Origin of the sequence: Pseudomonas sp. ATCC PTA-122608 (assembly GCF_001952855.1) — a bacterium.
Taxonomy (GTDB): domain Bacteria; phylum Pseudomonadota; class Gammaproteobacteria; order Pseudomonadales; family Pseudomonadaceae; genus Aquipseudomonas.
Genome location: NZ_LPNO01000053.1, coordinates 58,991 through 77,331 on the forward strand (window position 1 = coordinate 58,991; position 18,341 = coordinate 77,331).

The following is an 18,341-nucleotide window of genomic DNA, read 5'->3' on the forward strand; positions in this document are numbered from 1 at the left end:
CATGACCGTGTTGAAGATGACCGACCTCGATCTGCAAGGTAAGCGCGTACTGATCCGCGAAGACCTCAACGTCCCAGTCAAGGACGGTGTTGTCACCAGCGATGCGCGAATCCTGGCCTCGCTGCCGACCATCAAGCTGGCCCTGGAAAAAGGCGCGGCCGTGATGGTCTGCTCCCACCTGGGTCGCCCGACCGAAGGTGAATTCTCGGCAGAAAACAGCCTCAAGCCTGTGGCCGATTACCTGAGCAAGGCCCTGGGCCGCGACGTGCCGCTGGTTGCCGACTACCTGAACGGCGTGGACGTGAAGGCCGGCGACATCGTGCTGTTCGAAAACGTGCGCTTCAACAAGGGCGAGAAAAAGAACAGCGACGAACTGGCCCAGCAATACGCTGCCCTGTGCGACGTGTTCGTGATGGACGCCTTCGGCACCGCTCACCGTGCCGAGGGTTCGACCCACGGCGTGGCCAAGTTTGCTAAAGTTGCTGCAGCTGGCCCGTTGCTGGCCGCTGAGCTGGACGCACTGGGCAAGGCCCTGGGCGCACCGGCACAACCAATGGCCGCCATCGTTGCCGGCTCCAAGGTCTCCACCAAGCTCGACGTGTTGAACAGCCTGAGCCAGATCTGCAACCAGTTGATCGTCGGCGGCGGCATTGCCAACACCTTCCTGGCGGCTGCCGGTCACCCGGTGGGCAAATCGCTGTACGAGCCGGACCTGCTGGACACCGCCCGCGCCATTGCCGCCAAGGTCAGCGTGCCGCTGCCGGTGGACGTAGTAGTGGCCAAGGAATTCGCTGAAAGCGCCGAAGCCACCGTCAAGCTGATCGCTGATGTGGCCGACGACGACATGATCCTGGATATCGGCCCGCAAACTGCAGCCAACTTCGCTGAACTGCTGAAGTCGTCCCAGACCATTCTGTGGAACGGCCCGGTGGGTGTGTTCGAGTTCGATCAGTTCGGCAACGGCACCAAAGTATTGGCCCACGCCATCGCTGAAAGCTCGGCATTCTCCATCGCCGGTGGTGGCGACACCCTGGCAGCCATCGATAAATATGGCGTTGCTGACCAGATCTCCTACATTTCTACCGGTGGTGGTGCATTCCTCGAATTCGTCGAAGGCAAGGTACTGCCGGCTGTCGAAGTGCTGGAAAGCCGAGCGAAGGGCTGAAGCACTTGCTGAGGAAAAGGAGCATTCCGATGATCAAGTCGTTGGCACTGGTAATAGCAGCGGGCGTATTGGCCGGCTGCGGCAGCACGCCTAAAGCGGCGCCCGAGTCTGAAAAGCCCGGGGCTGACCCGCGCAAGAGTTGCTATCAGGCTGACTGGCAAGCCGAAACCATGCCGGTGATCAGCAAGCGCATCGGGCCGGACGGGTTGGAGAAATACGACTCTGCGCCCAACGGTCAGGAACAGGGTTGCCCTTGACGGGTCTGATTCACTAACCGACAGCAGCGGTGGCCGCAGGTCGCCGCTTGAGGATTGGCAATGAAAGGCGTTTTCGCCCTGGCAGCACTGGCGTTATTGGCCGGATGCACCAACCTGAACATGTTCGAAAAGAAGGCAGAGCCGGTAGACAAGTGGACCACCTGGACGTGTGACAGCCAGGCGCAAGTCAACTGGCGCTTTGCCGACCAGGCCCGCACCCAGGTGGATGTACGCCTCGGCGGCTCAGACCAGGTGTACCGCCTCAAGCAGGAAGTGGCGGCTTCGGGCGTGCTGTACAGCGACGGCCAGTTGGCGTTTCACACAAAGGGTGAGGAAGGCCTGGTTTACTGGGTTGCCACCGACGATTTGATCGGGCGTGGCTGTAAAGCGATGTAGGAGCTGGCTTGCCTGCGAAGGGGCCATCAGCCGCACCGAAATACTGATTTAACGATTAAGCAAGGCAGGCTTTGAAAGCCTGACCTTCAATAACTTGAATAGCAGCCGCCGCTACGGCAGGCTTGCACGATTAACGACCCTCGACCGGGAGAGAGACTCACAATGGCACTTATCAGCATGCGCCAGATGTTGGACCACGCAGCCGAATTCGGCTATGGCGTTCCAGCCTTCAACGTCAACAACCTTGAGCAGATGCGCGCCATCATGGAAGCCGCTGACAAGACTGACTCTCCAGTGATCGTCCAGGCTTCGGCCGGCGCGCGCAAATACGCCGGTGCTCCGTTCCTGCGTCACCTGATCCTCGCCGCGATCGAAGAATTCCCGCACATCCCGGTGTGCATGCACCAGGACCACGGCACCAGCCCTGACGTGTGCCAGCGCTCCATCCAGCTGGGCTTCAGCTCGGTAATGATGGACGGTTCCCTGGGTGAAGACGGCAAGACCCCGACCGACTACGAATACAACGTACGCGTCACCCAACAAACCGTAGCCATGGCACACGCCTGCGGCGTTTCGGTTGAAGGCGAGCTGGGCTGCCTGGGTTCCCTGGAAACCGGCATGGCCGGTGAAGAAGACGGCATCGGCGCCGAAGGCGTACTGGATCACAGCCAAATGCTGACCGATCCGGAAGAAGCCGCCGACTTCGTGAAAAAGACCCAAGTTGACGCCCTGGCCATTGCCATCGGCACCAGCCACGGCGCCTACAAGTTCACCAAGCCACCTACCGGCGACGTGCTGGCGATCGACCGCATCAAGGAAATCCACAAACGCATCCCGAACACCCACCTGGTGATGCACGGTTCTTCCTCGGTACCGCAAGAGTGGCTGGCGATCATCAACCAGTACGGCGGCGACATCAAAGAAACCTACGGCGTGCCGGTTGAAGAAATCGTTGAAGGCATCAAGTACGGCGTACGTAAGGTCAACATCGACACCGACCTGCGCCTGGCCTCCACCGGTGCGATGCGTCGCCTGATGGCCACCAACCCGAGCGAATTTGACCCACGTAAATTCTTCGGCGCTACCGTGACGGCCATGCGTGACGTGTGTATCGCGCGTTATGAAGCTTTCGGTACTGCGGGTAATGCTTCGAAGATCAAGCCGATCTCCCTGGAAGCGATGTACCAGCGTTACCTGAAAGGTGAGTTGAACGCCAAGGTGAACTAAGCCTTATGCGTTAATGAAGAAGCCCGCAGCGATGCGGGCTTTTTTGTGGCTGAAATTTGATCAGGCGGCTGTGGGTGTGTCGAAGCTGCGGTGTTCGATGACGCGGAATACATCGCTTACGTTCTGCACCAGGATGCGGGCGGTGTTGGCTACGTGGTTCAGGTCACGCTCCGCAAAATCGGGCAGGCTGGAGCAGGCCATCAGGTTGAGGTGTTCGAGGGCGGCATTGAGGCGTTCACGCAGGCAGGCGTGCAGGTCCTGTAGCGGAGCTTCGCTGTCGATCAGGAGCACCGGGTATTCGGTGGCTGTTTCGGTGCAAGGGGTGAAGCGGCGGGGCGGGAGTTGTGGCTTCATGGCAAATCCTTAACTCAAGAGAAGATTAGCCACCGTTTGCTGCGAAACAAATGGGGTGGCAGTTGTACGCGGGTTCGCAGACCGAGGAGTTAAGACCCGGCAGACCCGAAGGTCTCCCACGTACAACCGCCATAAAAAACCGAGCATTGGCAGGACTGCCTATGTCGTATTTTGACGGGTACGGTATTAACTCTGTAGGGCTGCGAAACCCTATCGCCAATCAATGCTTGCGACGGGGCGAACTATAAGCGCCGAGTCCAACCGCTGCAACCGGCCATCTGTAGGAGCGAGCTTGCTCGCGAAGGTCGCGAACGATAACGCGGGAAGCCGGATGAAGCGCGGCGGTCTCGGGTTTTTCGCGAGCAAGCTCGCTCCTACAGTAAGCAGTGATGCAGCTTATTTATCCACCAACACCTTAGGATTGGAATTGCCCCACACCGTATACAGATCCGCCAGCAACGCACCGTTGATGTCTTCAACCTCCGCCTGGCTGGTCTCCACCGCGCCCTGCTTGCCGAACAACACCACCTCATCGCCGCTCTTAACGGTCGGCACGTCGGTGACATCTACCATCAGCGTGTTCATCGACACCTTGCCCACCACCGGCACCCGGTGCCCGTTGATCAGCACCACGCCTTTGTTGGTAAACGCCCGGCGATAGCCGTCGGAATAACCGACGGTGATGTTCGCCAGTTTCGAATCCCGCGCCAGGGTGTAGGTGCGGTCGTAGCCCACGGTGTTGCCCTTCGGGTAGCTGTTGACCGACGCCACGTGGGATTTGAACTGCATCACGCGCTTGTATTCGGTGAACGACGGCACGGTATCGCCAAACAGCAGGCCGCCCGGACGAACCATGTCCAGCCGTGACTCGGGCACTTCCAGGGTGGCGAAGGAGTTGGCGGCGTGCAGGGTGATTTTGCTGCGGTCGAGCTGGGCGACGTTGATCAGCCAGTTGGCTTGTTCGTTAAACGCCTTGAGCCCCGTGCGCACGTCGACGGCATCTTCAACGGCGAAGTGGGTCATGATCGCCGTCACCTGCAGGTTCGGCACCTTGGTAATGGCTACGGCGTCGCGGCGGCCTTGGGCGGTGGTCATTTCCACGCCGTTGCGGCTCATGCCGCTGGAGTTCAGGCCCAAGTGCACGACCAGCGGGCGGCCGTGGTTTTCGGCGATCAGGCTGGCGCGCACGGCGAAGTCCAGATTGCCCACCAGCTCTTCGACGTTATACGGCAACGCAGCTTCCAGCTCGCTCAGGGCGGCGGTGCGTACGCGGATCAGTTGGCCCTTGAAGCCGCTTTCACGGACCACGCGGGCTTCTTCGTTGCTGGCGATGCCAACGCAGGGTACGCCCAATTTGATCACCGAAGGCATCAGTAAACCGATGCCGTGACCGTAGGCATCCGCCTTGAGCACGGCGCAGATTTTCGATTTGTCGGCGAGGCTGGCTTGCAGGGTGCGGATGTTGTTTTCGAAGGCGACTTTGTTGATTTCGACCCAGGCGTTGCTGTCCTGGATATTGACCTTGGCCACCCCGTCGGCCATCGAGAGAGGCGGGGCGGCGAAGGCCGGGTTTTGCAGCAGAGCCATGCCCATAGAGAGGGCGAGCAGGGTGCGGGAAAAGGGCATTGGGCAGTCTCCATGACTTTCTTATAGGGGGTAGTGCGCGTGCGCGGCGCCATACTCGGATTGTCCTACAAGAAAGTCGAGACCCTGGGTCGCGGTTCTGTCCTAAAGCGTCGTGGGACCGGTCGCTGAAGCGAATCAGCTTCAGTCGTGATCAATATCCAGCTTGGCAAACGTCACCCGGGCGCCTTCCTTGCTGTTGCCGCTGTTGTCCTGCACGTAGGCACCGGCCTTGAAGTACAGCGGCTGTTTGCCCCACGCAGCACCGATGCGTTCGTTCCACTGCCCGTTGGCCGCGTCGACGCTCAGCAGGCCAGCCTTGTTCAGGTGGATGACGTAGGTGAAGTCGCGGTCCAGCGGTACGTTCTCGGCAACGATGATCACCCGGCCTTCTGACTCGTCGGGACGCATGCGCACCTTGGCGACGATGTTGCCGGTCTGGGTTTTTTCCTTGTATTGGTACTCGACCTTGATCAGTGGCTTCTGGCTTTCGTAGGCGTGGATTTGACCGATCACCACCTTGCCGGACGACGGCACCTTGTTGACCGCCAACGTGGCACGCAGGAAATTGTCGGCGTCGCTGTAGAGCCAGTTGCGCAGGCGGCCGTCGGAGTAGGTTTCACGCAGTTCGCTACGCGGGTAAACCGCGTTTTCGGTACGCGTGCCGGTGACCGGGGTCCAGAATTGCACGCTGCTGCCTTCGGCCTGGAAGTATTGGTCCTTGAACCCGCTGAGCAGTTTCGGGGTGTCGATGGTCGAGGGCGGGGAGCCGACGGGGATGCTCAGGTTCCAGGTGGACAGATCAATCATTGAATACGCCTTTAACGGGGAGAGAAGGCCTTGGCTCGGGAGCCGGCACTTTCTTTATAGGTGGCTCGAAATGGATTGTTAATGATTTTGTGGCGGATTGTTGGCGCCAATCAAATGTCAAAAAGCCATGTTTCACGTAAACCGCGGGCTGTAGACACTGACCGTTAGTCGGTTGTCTGGAGTTTGGCGCAATGATGGCACCGTCGTGGCTTCTGCTTTATGGGATCCGAGGCTAGAGTGAGCCCTTATTGTTTATCCGGTTTTGTCGCAAAAATGACCGGAATGACGCCGACGAAAGAGAAGCAGCAATGGAATGCGCTCCAATCAAGCCCCGCGATGGTTGTTCAGTGCTTCTGGTGGTCGATGACTATCCCGAAAACCTGATCAGCATGCGTGCGCTATTGCAGCGTGAAGACTGGCATGTGGTGACGGCGGCATCCGGGGTTGAAGCCTTGGAATTGCTGCTCGAGCATGACGTCGATCTGGTGCTGCTCGATGTAATGATGCCCGGTATGGACGGGTTCGAGGTGGCTCGGCTGATGCGGGGAAGCCAGCGCACGCAACTGACCCCGATCATCTTTCTCAGCGCCCACGCCCAGTCGCCGGCGGCGATGCTGGAAGGGTATGCCAGCGGCGCAATCGACTACCTGCTGAAACCCTTCGATCCGAATATCCTCAAGCCCAAGGTCCAGGCCCTGCTGGAGCACCAGCGCAATCGCCGGGCCTTGCAGCGGCTGAGCCACGACCTTGAATCCGCCCGTGCCTTCAATGCCTCGGTGCTGGACAATGCCGCCGAAGGCATCCTGGTGGTGGGCGAGGACGGTGTGATCAGCTACGCCAACCCGGCGATTTCGCGGCTGCTGAATGCGCCGGTTGCCGAGCTACAGGGCGCCGAGTTCCTCGATTTTTTGCAAAAGCCCCACGTGCCTGCCTGGTCTGACTCGGCTTTGTACGAAGGTTACAAACGCGGCGAAACCTGGCGCCTGCACGACGCGATTTTGCGCACCGTGCCCGGCCAGCAGCTGCCGGTGGCGATGTCGTGTGCGCCGCTGCCGGCCGAGCAGAAAGCCATGGTGGTGACGGTGCTGGACATGTCCGAGGTGCGCCATCTGCATCAGCAACTGGAGTTCCAGGCGGTGACCGACCCGCTGACCGGCTTGCTCAATCGGCGCGGGTTTCACCAGTCCGTGGAGAATGTGCTCCTGCGCAGTGAGCGTAACGAACAGTCGCTGGTGCTGCTGTACCTGGACCTCGACGGGTTCAAGCGGGTCAATGATTCCCTGGGCCACGACGCCGGTGACCGGGTGCTGCGCTGGGTCGCGGAGCAGTTGAAAGCGTGCCTTCGTTCTTATGACATTCTTGGACGCATGGGCGGGGATGAATTCACCGCGCTGTTGGAGCTGGAGTTCCCGGAGCAGGCGGCCAAAATTGCGGAAAAACTGATCGAACGGGTGTCGATCTGTCAGCAGGTTGACGGTTTGGATGTGATGCTCGGGGTCAGTATCGGTATTGCCACGTTCCCGGACTGCGGCTCGGACCTCAACGGCCTGCTGCGCGCGGCGGACGTCGCCATGTACGAAGCCAAGCGCGCCGGACGTCAGCAATATCGCTATTACGACCAGGAAATGAACGGCCGCGCCCGCTCGCGCTTGATGCTCGAAGACAGTGTGCGCAGCGCCATCGACAGCAAGGATTTCACCCTGGTGTACCAGCCGCAGGTGTCGTTGCACGACGGCCAGCTGCGGGGTGTCGAGGTGCTGCTGCGCTGGCAGCATCCGAGCGTTGGCGATGTGCCGCCGGGGCTGTTTTTGCCGTTGCTGGAAGAGGCGCGGCTGATCAGCCAATTGAGCACCTGGATCTACCAGCAGGTGGCCGCCCAGCGGCAGGCATGGAAGTCGGTGTTCGGCGACGAGTTGGTGCTGAGCGTGAGTTTGAGCAGCAGCCAGTTCAATATGCCGAACCTCGCCAGCCAGCTGCAGCAGGTGCTGGATCGACATGGGCTGCAGGGCCGGCAGCTTGAGGTGGAGATCAGCGAAGAAAGCCTGATGCACAACCTGGATGAGTCCACCAAGCAGCTCAAGCTGTTGCGCCAGGCCGGTGTGCGGATTGCGCTGGATGATTTCGGCGCCGGGAACTGTTCCCTGGCGCACCTGCGGGACCTGGAATTCGACACCCTCAAGCTCGACCCGAAGCTGGTCGCTCGCCTGCCGGGCTCATCCCGGGACGCGGCGATGGCGCGGAGCATTATCGAACTGTGCCGGCACTTCGATCTGCTGGTGATTGCCGAGGGCGTCGAGACCCAGGAGCAAGTCGAATGGCTCAAGGCCAACGGTTGCCAGTTCATCCAGGGGCCGCAGGTGGCGGCCCCGTTGATAGCGGATGAAGTCGCCAACTGGCACCTGCGCGCAGCGTCCCGCTGAATTCGCTACACTGGCGGCCATTCAAATACCCGTTGTTGACCTCATGACCGCGCTGAAATACCTCCAGGCCTACCCCCCAGCATTGCAGGAGCAAGTGCGTCAGTTGATTGCCAAGGACCAACTCGGCGACTACCTGACCCAGCGCTACCCCGAGCGGCACGGGGTGCAGAGCGACAAAGCGCTGTACAACTACGCCCAGGCCTTGAAGCAGGAACACCTGCGCAACGCCCCGGCCATCGACAAAGTGCTGTTCGATAACCGCCTGGACCTGACCCACCGCGCCCTCGGCCTGCACACCACCATCTCCCGGGTGCAGGGCGGCAACCTCAAGTCGAAGAAAGAAATCCGCATCGCCTCGCTGTTCAAGGAAGCCGCGCCGGAGTTTCTGCGCATGATCGTGGTACACGAACTGGCGCACTTCAAGGAATCGGACCACAACAAGGCGTTCTACAAACTCTGTGAATACATGCTGCCGGGCTACCATCAGGTGGAATTCGACCTGCGGGTATACCTGACCTGGCGGGACATGCAGGGCAAGCCCTAACCTTCAAAGGCGATCGAGCATGGATGTGAGCAAGACCAAAAGCAGCTTCTACCGGCGCTTGTATGTGGCGTATCTGATCGACAGCCAGTTGGCCAGCAGCGTCCCGGCCCTGACCGAAGTCACGGGCATGCCCCGGCGCACTGCCCAGGACACGATTGCGGCGTTGGCGGATTTGGACATTGTGTGTGAGTTTGAGCAGGAAGACGGCGCCCGCAATCATGCCGGGCGCTATCGGATTCACAGTTGGGGCGCGATCGAGCCGCGCTGGATCGAGGCGAACCTGGCGAGCATTAAACAGGTGTTGGGGTACCCCTGAAGGTTTGTGGTGACCGGGCTGACGCCTTCGCGAGCAAGCCCGCTCCCACATTCGACCGCATTCCAAAGGTGGGACTCGGTCAAATGTGGGAGCGGGCTTGCTCGCGAAGAGGCCCTCATGCCCGGCGCATGCCTATATGTGGAATGTCATCCTCAAGGTATTCCTCACCCGCCACCACAAACCCGTATCGCCCGTAATACCCCTGCAAATGCGCCTGGGCCGACAGATAGATCGGCACGTCGGGCCACTGTTTCTCCGCCTGCCTGAGAGCCTCATCCATCATCTCGTGCCCCAGCCCGGTGCCCCGCGCACTCGGTGCGACGATCACCCGGCCGATCACCACATCGCCGCCCTGGGATTCAGGATCAAGCAGGCGCAGGTAGGCCTGTAATTGGCCGTCGCTCCAGGCCATCAGGTGATGGGTGTCGCCGTCCAGGTCCTGGCCATCGATGTCTTGGTACACGCATTTCTGCTCGACAACGAAGACCTCCGAGCGCAGGCGCAAAATGGCGTACAGCTGCTCCTTGCCCAAGTCACTGTGGTGTTTGCAGACCCATTCGACTGTCATGGTGTTCTCTCGGCTAATTGTCTGGTCAGGATAGTAAGCGCGTGGGAGGCGAGTGTCTAAATTGCGGCTTTTTTGTGAGTGAGATCAATTTGCCATCATTCTGTGCGTGCGCGACTGCCGCGTTTGTGTAATCTGCAGCGCAGGCTCATTGATGAGCTACTGTTAAACCCTCGGGTTCAACCCTGAGGTCAGGCCATAGAACGCCCGCCAAGGACTTGAGCATGCCGCGATTTTCTCGTGCCGTTGCTTTGATCGGTTTGTTGTTGCTGGCCCAGACGGCGGCGGCAGAACGCTTGCGCCTGGTGGCGGATGCCTGGCCGCCGTTTACCGATGCCACCCTGATCAATGGGGGGTTGGCCACCGACATCGTCACCACCGCCCTGGCCCGCGCCGGCTATGCCAGTGACTTTGAACAGGTGCCCTGGGCCCGAGCGCTTATGGGCGTGGGCGATGGGCGTTACGACGTGCTGGTCAATGCCTGGTACGACGATGCGCGTACTCAGTTGGGGCAGTTTTCCGGTGAGTACTTGCTCAATCGGGTGCTGTTTCTAAAGCGTCGGGATGACGCCATTGAGTACCAGAACCTGCAACAACTCCACGACTATCCCATCGCAGTGGTGCGCGGCTATGCCTATTCCGCGGCGTTCGACGCTGATCCGCAATTGCAGAAAGTCCCTGTGCATAACTTCGCCATGGCCGTACGCATGCTGGCGGCGCAGCGGGTGCGGCTGACGGTGGAGGATGAATTCGTCGCCCGCTACTACCTGGCGCGGGAGTCCGCCACCGTGCGTAATGCGGTGGAGTTTTTGCCGATGCCGCTGAGCGAGAACAGCCTGCACATTTTGGTCAGCCTGAAAAATCCGCAGCATGAGCAGATTGTCGCCGGGTTTGATCGGGAGATCGCCAGGATGAAGGCGGATGGTAGCTATGCGCGGTTGATGAAGCAGCATGGGATGTAGTGGGGCTAATGGCTCCTTCGACTTGCTCGCGAAAGGGGTTCAGGCTTCGCTGGTGTCTTTGATCAGGTGAGCCGCCAGTGTGCGCAACGGCCCCAACTGCCGGCAGATCAACGCCAACTGCGTCTGCACCAGCCGCTGCCCTTCATCAATCTCATCCGGCATCTGCTCCAGATCCACCGCCAAGGCTTCTTCCGCATCACTCTGAATCGCGATCGGCTGCTTGTTGGCCAGCCCCGTGGCAATCTCGTCGATACTCGCCGCCAGCGTCTTCCCGGCGCCTTCGATCAAGTGCTCGCGCACCTCCGCCGGCAATTGGGTTTCCCGGTGCGCACCCAGCCCCGACAGGTAGCTGAGCAGTGTGTGGGACAGCACCAGGAACCTGAACCCCACATCCGCCTCCTTACGGAAATGCCCCGGCTCCATCAGCATATTCGCCAGGGTGGTGGACAGTGCGGCGTCGGCGTTGTGGGCATTGCGCCGGGCCAGGCGGTAAGCCAGGTCGTCGCTTTTGCCCGCTGCGTACTGCTGCATGATCTGGCGCAGGTAGATGCTGTTGCAGGTCAGGGTGTTGGCCAGCACTTTGTTCAGGCGTCGGCCCTGCCAGTCCGGCAGGAACAGGAACACCGCCAGCCCGGCGATCAGGCTGCCGAGCAAGGTATCGAACAAGCGTGGCAGGAACAGCCCGTAGCCGTCGCCCACCTGGTTGAAGCAGAACAGCACCATCAGCGTGATCGCGGCGGTCGCCAGGGTGTAGCGCGTGGTGCGGTTGATAAAGAACACCAGGCCGGCGGCAATGGCGAACATTGACTGGATCAGCGGGTTGGGGAACAGGTCGAACAGCGCCCAGGCGATGGTCAGGCCGATGGCCGTGCCGATGATTCGCTGGCCGAGCTTGCGTCGGGTGGCGCCGTAATTCGGCTGGCACACGAACAGCGTGGTGAGGATGATCCAGTAGCCTTGGGACGGATGAATCAAATGCACCATCCAATAGCCGATGCTCAGTGCCAGCGGCAGGCGCAGGGCGTGGCGGAACAGCAAGGAGGTTGGCGTCAGTTGCGTGCGCAGGCGGGTCCACATCTCCTTGAGGTTGCGCGGGGCTCGATCCAGCAGGCTGCTGTCGGTGGCATCGGCCAGGCTGTCGGGGTTGGCGGCGTCGCCGAGCAGGCGGTCCAGGGTCGACAGGTTGGCGGCCAGGGCACGCAGGGAGCGCAGCAGGCCGCGCCAGGCCGGGTTGCTCTGAATGCGCAGGTGTTCCAGGGAGGCATTCAGGTCGCCCAGGGCTTCGGCGAAGCTGTCGTCATAGACGAAGGGCTGGCGCAGCTGGATCGATTCGGCGAGGGTCTGGCAGGCCTTGCCTTGCTGGCGCAGCAGGCGCTGGCAGCGGAACAGCACGTCGCTGTGGAAGAAGGCGTCGGCGAGTGCGTTGTAAGGGTAGTGCGAGGAGCTGGCGCGTTCGTGGATGTCCTGGGCCAGGAAATACAGCTTGAGGTAGCGGCTGACCTTGGAGCCCGGGCGGCCATTGCCGACCCGGTGCAGGATGATCTCTTTGGCCGCGTTCAGTGCTGCCACCACCCGGCCGTTTTGCTGCGCCAGTTCCAGGCGCCGTGCTTCCACATCCAGCTGGCGGATCGGTTCGAACAATGAGGACTTGAGCTTGAGGTAGCGCCCCAGCTCACGAAACAACCGCGCCAGGCTCTGCTGCACTGGCTGGTTGGAAAACAGCACCTGCCACAGCACCGACAGCGCGCCATACCACGCGGCACCGGCCACCAGCAGCAAGGGTTCATGCCAGAAGTCCGTGACCGCACCCCCGCGCTGGTCCACGCCGATCATGGTGTAGACCGAGAGAATCAGGGTGGCCGAAGCGATCGCCCCATAACGCTCGCCCAGCGCACCGAGCATGGTCAGGCCGAAGCTGGAAAGAGCCAGGAAGATCGCGAAGATCCAGGGATAGGGGAAGAGCAGTTCGACAGAAAGCGCGGCGGTGCTGAAGCACACCAGTGTCACGGCCAGGGCGTTGAGCCGGCCTTGCCAGTTGTCATCGGTCTCGGCCAGGGCGCTGGCGATAATCCCCAGGAACAACGGGATCAGCAGCGCCATTTCATTCTGGTACCAGCACAGCGCCATGCTGCCGGTCAGGGCGATGAATACCCGTACGCTGTAACTGAATTTATCCAGTGCCCAAAGGCGCCGCATGGACTGCTTGAAGGAGGTCGATGACATGAAGGCTGGGGTCTTCCGGGACGATGCCGCTAAATTGAGCCAGTAATGACGCCACGGCAAGCGTGGCGATCACATCTGAGAGCAAAATTTATTCCAGTCATTACTTCCAAGCACACCACGAACCAAATGTGGGAGCGGGCTTGCTCGCGAATGCGGAGTGTCAGCTAATACATGAGTGACTGATACACCGCCTTCGCGAGCAAGCCCGCTCCCACATTTTTTTACCGCATTCCGTCAGGCAAATTGAGCGGCTGCATACCCGGAAGCCCAAGCCCACTGAAAGTTGAACCCGCCCAGGTGACCGGTCACATCCAACACTTCGCCGATGAAGTACAAACCGGGGCTTTTCAGGGACTCCATGGTCTTGGACGAGACTTCCCGCGTGTCCACGCCACCCAGGGTGACCTCGGCGGTGCGATAGCCTTCGGTGCCCGCGGGCACCAATTGCCAGCTCCCCAGTTTGCTGGCGATGTCGGCAATTTCGGCATGGGTGTACTGCTTCATCGGCTTGGAAACGAACCAGGTTTCAGCCAGCAGGTTGGCCATCTTTTTTGTGAAGATCTCACCCAGCAGGGTTTTCAGCTCGCTGTTCGGGCGCTCGACCTGTTGCTCTTGCAGCCAGGTGTGGGCGTCGTGATCGGGCAGCAGGTTGATTTCCACGGTGTCACCGGACTCCCAGTACGAGGAAATCTGCAGGATCGCCGGCCCGCTCAGGCCACGGTGGGTAAACAGGATGTTCTCGCGAAAGCTCTGGTCGTTGCAGCTCACCAGGCAATCCACGGAAGTACCGGACAGCTCGCCGCACAACTCCTTGAGCTGATCGGTGATGGTGAACGGCACCAGCCCGGCCCGGGTCGGCAGCAGTTCATGGCCGAACTGCTTGGCCACTTGATAACCAAAGCCGGTGGCGCCCAGGGTTGGGATCGACAGCCCGCCGGTGGCGATCACCAGCGATTCGCAGCGCAACTCACCCAGGGTGGTTTGCAACTGATAGCCGCCATCGACCTTGGCAATCTCCTGCACCGACGTGTCCAGGTGCATGCTCACGCCGACCTGGATGCACTCATCCAGCAGCATCCCGAGGATGTCGCTGGACTTGTTGTCGCAGAACAGCTGGCCGAGTTTCTTCTCGTGGTACGGCACGCCGTGCTTGGCCACCAGCCCGATGAAATCCCACTGGGTGTAGCGGGCCAGGGCGGACTTGCAGAAGTGCGCGTTGTGGGAGAGGAAGTTGGCAGGCTCCGTGTACATATTGGTGAAGTTGCAGCGGCCACCGCCGGACATCAGGATCTTTTTGCCGGCCTTGTTCGCGTGGTCGATCAACATCACCTTGCGCCCACGCCCGGCGGCGGTCAGCGCACACATCAAGCCTGCGGCGCCGGCGCCAATGATTACGACTTCGGTAGAGCGCAAAACGGTGTCCTCACACATGAATCAGAAAGATCCCTGTAGGAGCGAGCTTGCTCGCGAAAAACTTCAACGATAACGCGTGCCGTCTGGGTAAACGCGGCGCGCTCAGGTTTTTCGCGAGCAAGCTCGCTCCTACAGTAGAGCGGTGGCGCTTTAGAGAATACGCACGCGCAACGAACGGCCTTTGATCTTGCCGTCATTCAAGCGCTGCAGCGCCTGCTTGGCGATCCCGCGTTCCACGGCCACGAAGGCCTGGAAATCAAAGATCGCGATCTTGCCAACCTGGGCCCCCGGAATCCCGGCTTCACCGGTCAGTGCGCCAAGGATGTCGCCCGGGCGAACCTTGTCTTTACGGCCGGCGCCAATGCACAGGGTGCTCATCACCGGCAGCAACGGGCCGCCGCTCTGAGGCTTGAGGTTGTCCAGTTGGTCCCAGTTCAGCGGCGACTTCTGCAGTTGCTCGATGGCCTGGGCGCGATGGGCTTCGGACGGTGCAACCAGGCTGATAGCAATGCCAGTCTCGCCCGCACGGCCGGTACGGCCCACACGGTGGATGTGGATTTCCGAGTCGCGGGCCAGTTCGACGTTGATCACCATGTCCAGTGCATCAATGTCCAAGCCGCGGGCGGCAACGTCGGTGGCAACCAGTACCGACGTACTGCGGTTGGCGAACATCGCCAGCACCTGGTCACGGTCACGCTGTTCCAGGTCGCCATGCAGGCCGACGGCGGAAATGCCCTTGGAGGTCAGGTGATCCACGGTTTCCTGCACTTGCTGCTTGGTAAAGCAGAAGGCTACGCAAGAAGCCGGACGGAAATGCGCCAGAACCTTGGTCACCGCGTCCATGCGCTCTTCCGGGGAAATCTCGTAGAAGCGCTGCTCGATCTGATCGTCCGAGTGGAACGCTTCGGCCTTGACCTGTTGCGGCGCGCGCATGAATTTCGAGGCCAGCTGCTTGATGCTCACCGGGTAGGTGGCCGAGAACAGCAGGGTCTGGCGGCGGGCCGGGGTCTTGCTGATGATGTCTTCGATGGCGTCGTAGAAGCCCATGTCGAGCATGCGGTCGGCTTCATCGAGGATCAACGTGTTCAAGCCGTCCAGAACCAGCGAACCCTTGCGCAGGTGCTGCTGGATGCGGCCCGGGGTGCCGACGATGACGTGGGCGCCGTGTTCCAGGGAAGCGATCTGTGGGCCGAGGGACACGCCGCCGCACAGGGTCAGCACCTTGATGTTGTCTTCGGCGCGGGCCAGGCGGCGGATTTCCTTGGCCACCTGGTCAGCCAACTCGCGGGTCGGGCACATGACCAGTGCCTGGCAGCCGAAGTAGCGCGGGTTGATCGGGTTCAGCAGGCCGATGCCGAAGGCTGCGGTCTTGCCGCTGCCGGTCTTGGCCTGGGCAATCAGGTCCAGCCCTTTGAGGATCACCGGCAAGCTTTGCGCCTGGATCTGCGTCATCTCGACATAACCCAGCGAGTCGAGGTTAGCCAGCATGGCGGCGGACAGGGGCAAAGTATTAAAAGCGGTGGCGATGGTAGTCACGGGACTGGCTCTGCAAAACAAAATGTCGCGCAGTGTACCAGCCCCGTGGGATTTTCCCTGCAAGTTCTAGACGAGAAGCCTGTTAATGCTCAATGTCGTGCTCGCGGCTGACCATCCGTTTGCCGTCTTTTGGCGACAATTGCAGGAAGATCGCCGCCGCCAGCATCGCCATGATGCCCACGGTGACGAAGGTCAATTGGAACGCGCCGAGCACGGTATCGACCCCGTCGTTGCCCACTTCAGCGGTAAAACCGCCCAGCAACGCACCGGCGCAGGCCACCCCCAGGCTCAGGGACAATTGCGCGACCACCGACAGCAAACTGTTGCCGCTGCTGGCCTGGGCATCGTCGAGGTCGATCAGGGTCACGGTGTTCATCGCGGTAAATTGCAGCGAGTTGATTGCCCCGAGGACCGCCAGCATGCCCAGCAGCAACGGGTAGGGCGTGTGTTCGCTGACTAGGCCCATGCTCGCCAGCATGATCCCCAGCGCCAGGGTGTTGCCGGTGAGCACCACGCGATAGCCCAGGCGCTCGATCAGCGGCCGGGCAATGGACTTGGCAAACATCGCCGCCGCCGCCAGGGGCAGCATGCTCATCCCCGCTTCGGACGGCGAATAACCCAGCGCCACCTGCAACAGCAGCGGCACCAGGAACGGCAACGCGCCGCTGCCCAGGCGGGCGAACAGGTTGCCGAGGATGCCCACGGCAAAGGTCCGGGTCTTGAACAGCACCGGCGAGAACAGCGGGTTGTCGATATGCCCGGCCCGCAGCCAGTACGCCGCCAGGCACGCGAGGCCGCCGAACAGCAGCAACATCACCCGCAGGTGCGGCAGGTGCAATTCGCCGAGGCCTTCCATGGCGATGGTGATCAGCACCATCGCCGCGCCGAACAGCAGGAAACCCACGCCGTCGAAACGGGTGCGTTCGCTGCCGCGCAGGTCGGGGATGAATTTCCAGACGGCGTAGCAGCCGATGATGCCCACCGGCAGGTTGATCAGGAAGATCCAGTGCCAGGTCAGGTATTGCACCATCCAGCCGCCCATGGTCGGGCCGAGCAGCGGGCCCAGCAGCCCGGGAATGGTGATGAAGCCCATGATCCGCACCAGCTCCGAACGCGGGTAGGCACGCAGCACCACCAGCCGGCCCACTGGCAACATCAAGGCACCGCCCAGGCCCTGGATCACCCGGGCGCCCACCAGCATGGTCAAGGTGCTGGAGAGCGCGCAGAGCAACGAGCCAATGCTGAACAGCATGATCGCGCCGAAGAAAATCTTCTTGGTGCCGAAGCGGTCGGCGACCCAGCCGGAGGCCGGGATCAGCAAGGCCACCGTCAGCATGTAGGCGATCACCACGCCTTGCATACGCAGCGGGTTCTCCGCCAGGTCTCGGGCCATGGCCGGCAAAGCGGTGTTGAGAATCGTCCCATCCAGCGACTGCATGAAGAAGGCAATCGCTACCACCCAAGGTAGCCAGCGGGCGGTCTTGGCATCGAGAGGGGCGCGATTCGGCATGAGTTACCTTTTTTGTTAGCAGCCTATGTTTCGGCGATTATGCGCCATCGGCAGCTCCTTTTCCCACTGGCGCTTCGTCTATATCTGACAACGCCACGTCTTTGCCCACCAGGAAGTCAATCAGCGCCCGGTGCACGGCCAGGGCCGCTTCGCGGGATTCCAGGTCGAGCAAATGGCCGGTGTGCTCGGCCGTGGCAAAGCTGCTGCGGCCTACGTATTTTTTGAACAGTTGGGCTTCATCTGCCGGGGTGTACTCGTCCAGCACGCCGTTGAGGAAGTGCACCGGGGTTTCGATCCGGGTCAATTGCGGCAGGTAGTTGCCGTCACCCAGCGCCAGCACCTGATGGATATGGAACCGCGCCTGGCGATACTCGGTGGTGGCCATAGTCGACAGATGCCGGTGGTTGTTGCGCTTGAGCCGGGGCGACAGGTATTTGCCCACGGTTTCATTCAGCAGATGGCCGACGGCAGATTTGTCATCGGCCTCGATCAGTACGCGCACCCGTTCCACGTACTCGAGCATCGCCCGATTGAGGTTGGGCGCCAGTGCCATCACCACCGAGCTTTCAATGGAGGGCGGATTATGGGCCAGGGTCAGCAGCGTGGAAATCCCGCCCCATGAGGCGGACACCAGATGGTTGACCTGAAAGCGCTCCACCAGTGCCCGCAGGATCTGCACTTCATCGTCCTTGGTCACAAGGTCGAGGTCGGTGTTGTGGGGGCGCGAATAGCCGGAGAACGGCAAGTCGAACATCAGCACATTGAAGTGCTCGGACAGGCACTTGCTGGTGCGGGCAAAAGAGCGGGTGGTGGAGAGCGCGCCATTGACCAACAGCACGGTTTTCTTCTCTGGGTTGTTACCAAGCTGCTCTACGTGAACGTTGTAGTGCTTGAACAGCTTTTCAATGACAAAACTTCCATGGTTCATGTCAACGCTCCAGCTTGCCCTATCCCGGGCAAGGTCATGCATCACTTGAATGTAGGAGCGAGCTTGCTCGCGAAGATCGTCAACGATGACGC

Annotated in this window: 17 protein-coding genes; 8 read left to right on the plus strand and 9 right to left on the minus strand. The window is 60.9% G+C overall.

Annotated elements, in window-relative coordinates; all coding sequences use genetic code 11:
- Position 1: 1 nt before the first annotated feature.
- The 4 genes from AU074_RS29950 to fba all read left to right on the plus strand — a co-directional run bounded on the left by AU074_RS29950 (position 2) and on the right by fba (position 3,045).
- Positions 2-1,165, plus strand: coding sequence for a phosphoglycerate kinase (locus AU074_RS29950; RefSeq protein ID WP_076017788.1), 1,164 nt, complete (start codon positions 2-4; stop codon positions 1,163-1,165).
- 29 nt (positions 1,166-1,194) lie between these two features.
- On the plus strand, positions 1,195-1,422 hold the full coding sequence (locus AU074_RS29955) for a hypothetical protein (RefSeq protein WP_076017789.1): 228 nt from the start codon (positions 1,195-1,197) through the stop codon (positions 1,420-1,422).
- Positions 1,423-1,482: 60 nt separating this feature from the next.
- Complete coding sequence (locus AU074_RS29960; protein ID WP_076017790.1) at positions 1,483-1,818, plus strand: MliC family protein; 336 nt, start codon at positions 1,483-1,485, stop codon at positions 1,816-1,818.
- Positions 1,819-1,980: 162 nt separating this feature from the next.
- Complete coding sequence (fba, locus tag AU074_RS29965; RefSeq protein WP_003177554.1) at positions 1,981-3,045, plus strand: class II fructose-bisphosphate aldolase; 1,065 nt, start codon at positions 1,981-1,983, stop codon at positions 3,043-3,045.
- Between the two features lie 60 nt (positions 3,046-3,105).
- Here fba and AU074_RS29970 read toward each other — a convergent pair whose 3' ends face one another.
- From AU074_RS29970 to AU074_RS29980, 3 genes are all read right to left on the minus strand, one after another.
- The gene (locus tag AU074_RS29970) at positions 3,106-3,399 is read right to left on the minus strand and encodes a fructose-bisphosphate aldolase (protein WP_076017791.1); all 294 of its coding nucleotides are present in this window, start codon (positions 3,397-3,399) and stop codon (positions 3,106-3,108) included.
- Between the two features lie 396 nt (positions 3,400-3,795).
- Entirely contained in the window at positions 3,796-5,025 is a 1,230-nt protein-coding gene (gene alr / locus AU074_RS29975) for an alanine racemase (RefSeq protein WP_076017792.1), read from the minus strand.
- A gap of 141 nt (positions 5,026-5,166) precedes the next feature.
- Complete coding sequence (locus AU074_RS29980; protein ID WP_076017793.1) at positions 5,167-5,832, minus strand: polysaccharide lyase family 7 protein; 666 nt, start codon at positions 5,830-5,832, stop codon at positions 5,167-5,169.
- Positions 5,833-6,140: 308 nt separating this feature from the next.
- Between AU074_RS29980 and AU074_RS29985 the strand changes: the two genes are divergently transcribed.
- The 3 genes from AU074_RS29985 to AU074_RS29995 are packed head-to-tail and all read left to right on the plus strand — an operon-like array spanning position 6,141 to position 9,112.
- Positions 6,141-8,252 (plus strand): bifunctional diguanylate cyclase/phosphodiesterase, encoded by a 2,112-nt coding sequence (locus tag AU074_RS29985; RefSeq protein WP_076017794.1) that lies wholly within the window; start codon positions 6,141-6,143, stop codon positions 8,250-8,252.
- A 43-nt stretch (positions 8,253-8,295) separates the two neighbouring features.
- A complete protein-coding gene (locus tag AU074_RS29990) occupies positions 8,296-8,796 on the plus strand; it encodes a M48 family metallopeptidase (protein WP_076017795.1) in 501 nt (166 codons plus the stop codon).
- Between the two features lie 19 nt (positions 8,797-8,815).
- Positions 8,816-9,112: a helix-turn-helix domain-containing protein gene (locus tag AU074_RS29995; RefSeq protein ID WP_076017796.1), complete on the plus strand. Its 297-nt coding sequence runs from the start codon at positions 8,816-8,818 to the stop codon at positions 9,110-9,112.
- A gap of 115 nt (positions 9,113-9,227) precedes the next feature.
- Here AU074_RS29995 and AU074_RS30000 read toward each other — a convergent pair whose 3' ends face one another.
- Complete coding sequence (locus AU074_RS30000; RefSeq protein WP_076017797.1) at positions 9,228-9,680, minus strand: GNAT family N-acetyltransferase; 453 nt, start codon at positions 9,678-9,680, stop codon at positions 9,228-9,230.
- Between the two features lie 221 nt (positions 9,681-9,901).
- Here AU074_RS30000 and AU074_RS30005 point away from each other — a divergent pair, with 221 nt between their 5' ends.
- A complete protein-coding gene (locus tag AU074_RS30005; RefSeq protein ID WP_076017798.1) occupies positions 9,902-10,639 on the plus strand; it encodes an ABC transporter substrate-binding protein in 738 nt (245 codons plus the stop codon).
- A 39-nt stretch (positions 10,640-10,678) separates the two neighbouring features.
- On the opposite strand, the gene yccS is transcribed toward AU074_RS30005, so the two are convergent.
- The 5 genes from yccS to AU074_RS30030 form a co-directional block, all read right to left on the minus strand.
- Positions 10,679-12,862 carry a YccS family putative transporter gene (gene yccS / locus AU074_RS30010; RefSeq protein ID WP_076017799.1) on the minus strand — a complete coding sequence of 728 codons (2,184 nt, stop codon included), beginning with the start codon at positions 12,860-12,862 and terminating at the stop codon, positions 10,679-10,681.
- Between the two features lie 234 nt (positions 12,863-13,096).
- The gene (locus AU074_RS30015) at positions 13,097-14,275 is read right to left on the minus strand and encodes an NAD(P)/FAD-dependent oxidoreductase (protein ID WP_063026608.1); all 1,179 of its coding nucleotides are present in this window, start codon (positions 14,273-14,275) and stop codon (positions 13,097-13,099) included.
- Between the two features lie 150 nt (positions 14,276-14,425).
- Positions 14,426-15,763, minus strand: coding sequence for an ATP-dependent RNA helicase DbpA (dbpA, locus tag AU074_RS30020; RefSeq protein WP_256576988.1), 1,338 nt, complete (start codon positions 15,761-15,763; stop codon positions 14,426-14,428).
- Between the two features lie 130 nt (positions 15,764-15,893).
- On the minus strand, positions 15,894-17,321 hold the full coding sequence (gene mdtD, locus AU074_RS30025) for a multidrug transporter subunit MdtD (protein ID WP_076017801.1): 1,428 nt from the start codon (positions 17,319-17,321) through the stop codon (positions 15,894-15,896).
- A gap of 37 nt (positions 17,322-17,358) precedes the next feature.
- Entirely contained in the window at positions 17,359-18,249 is an 891-nt protein-coding gene (locus AU074_RS30030) for an alpha/beta fold hydrolase (protein WP_076017802.1), read from the minus strand.
- Positions 18,250-18,341 lie beyond the last annotated feature (92 nt).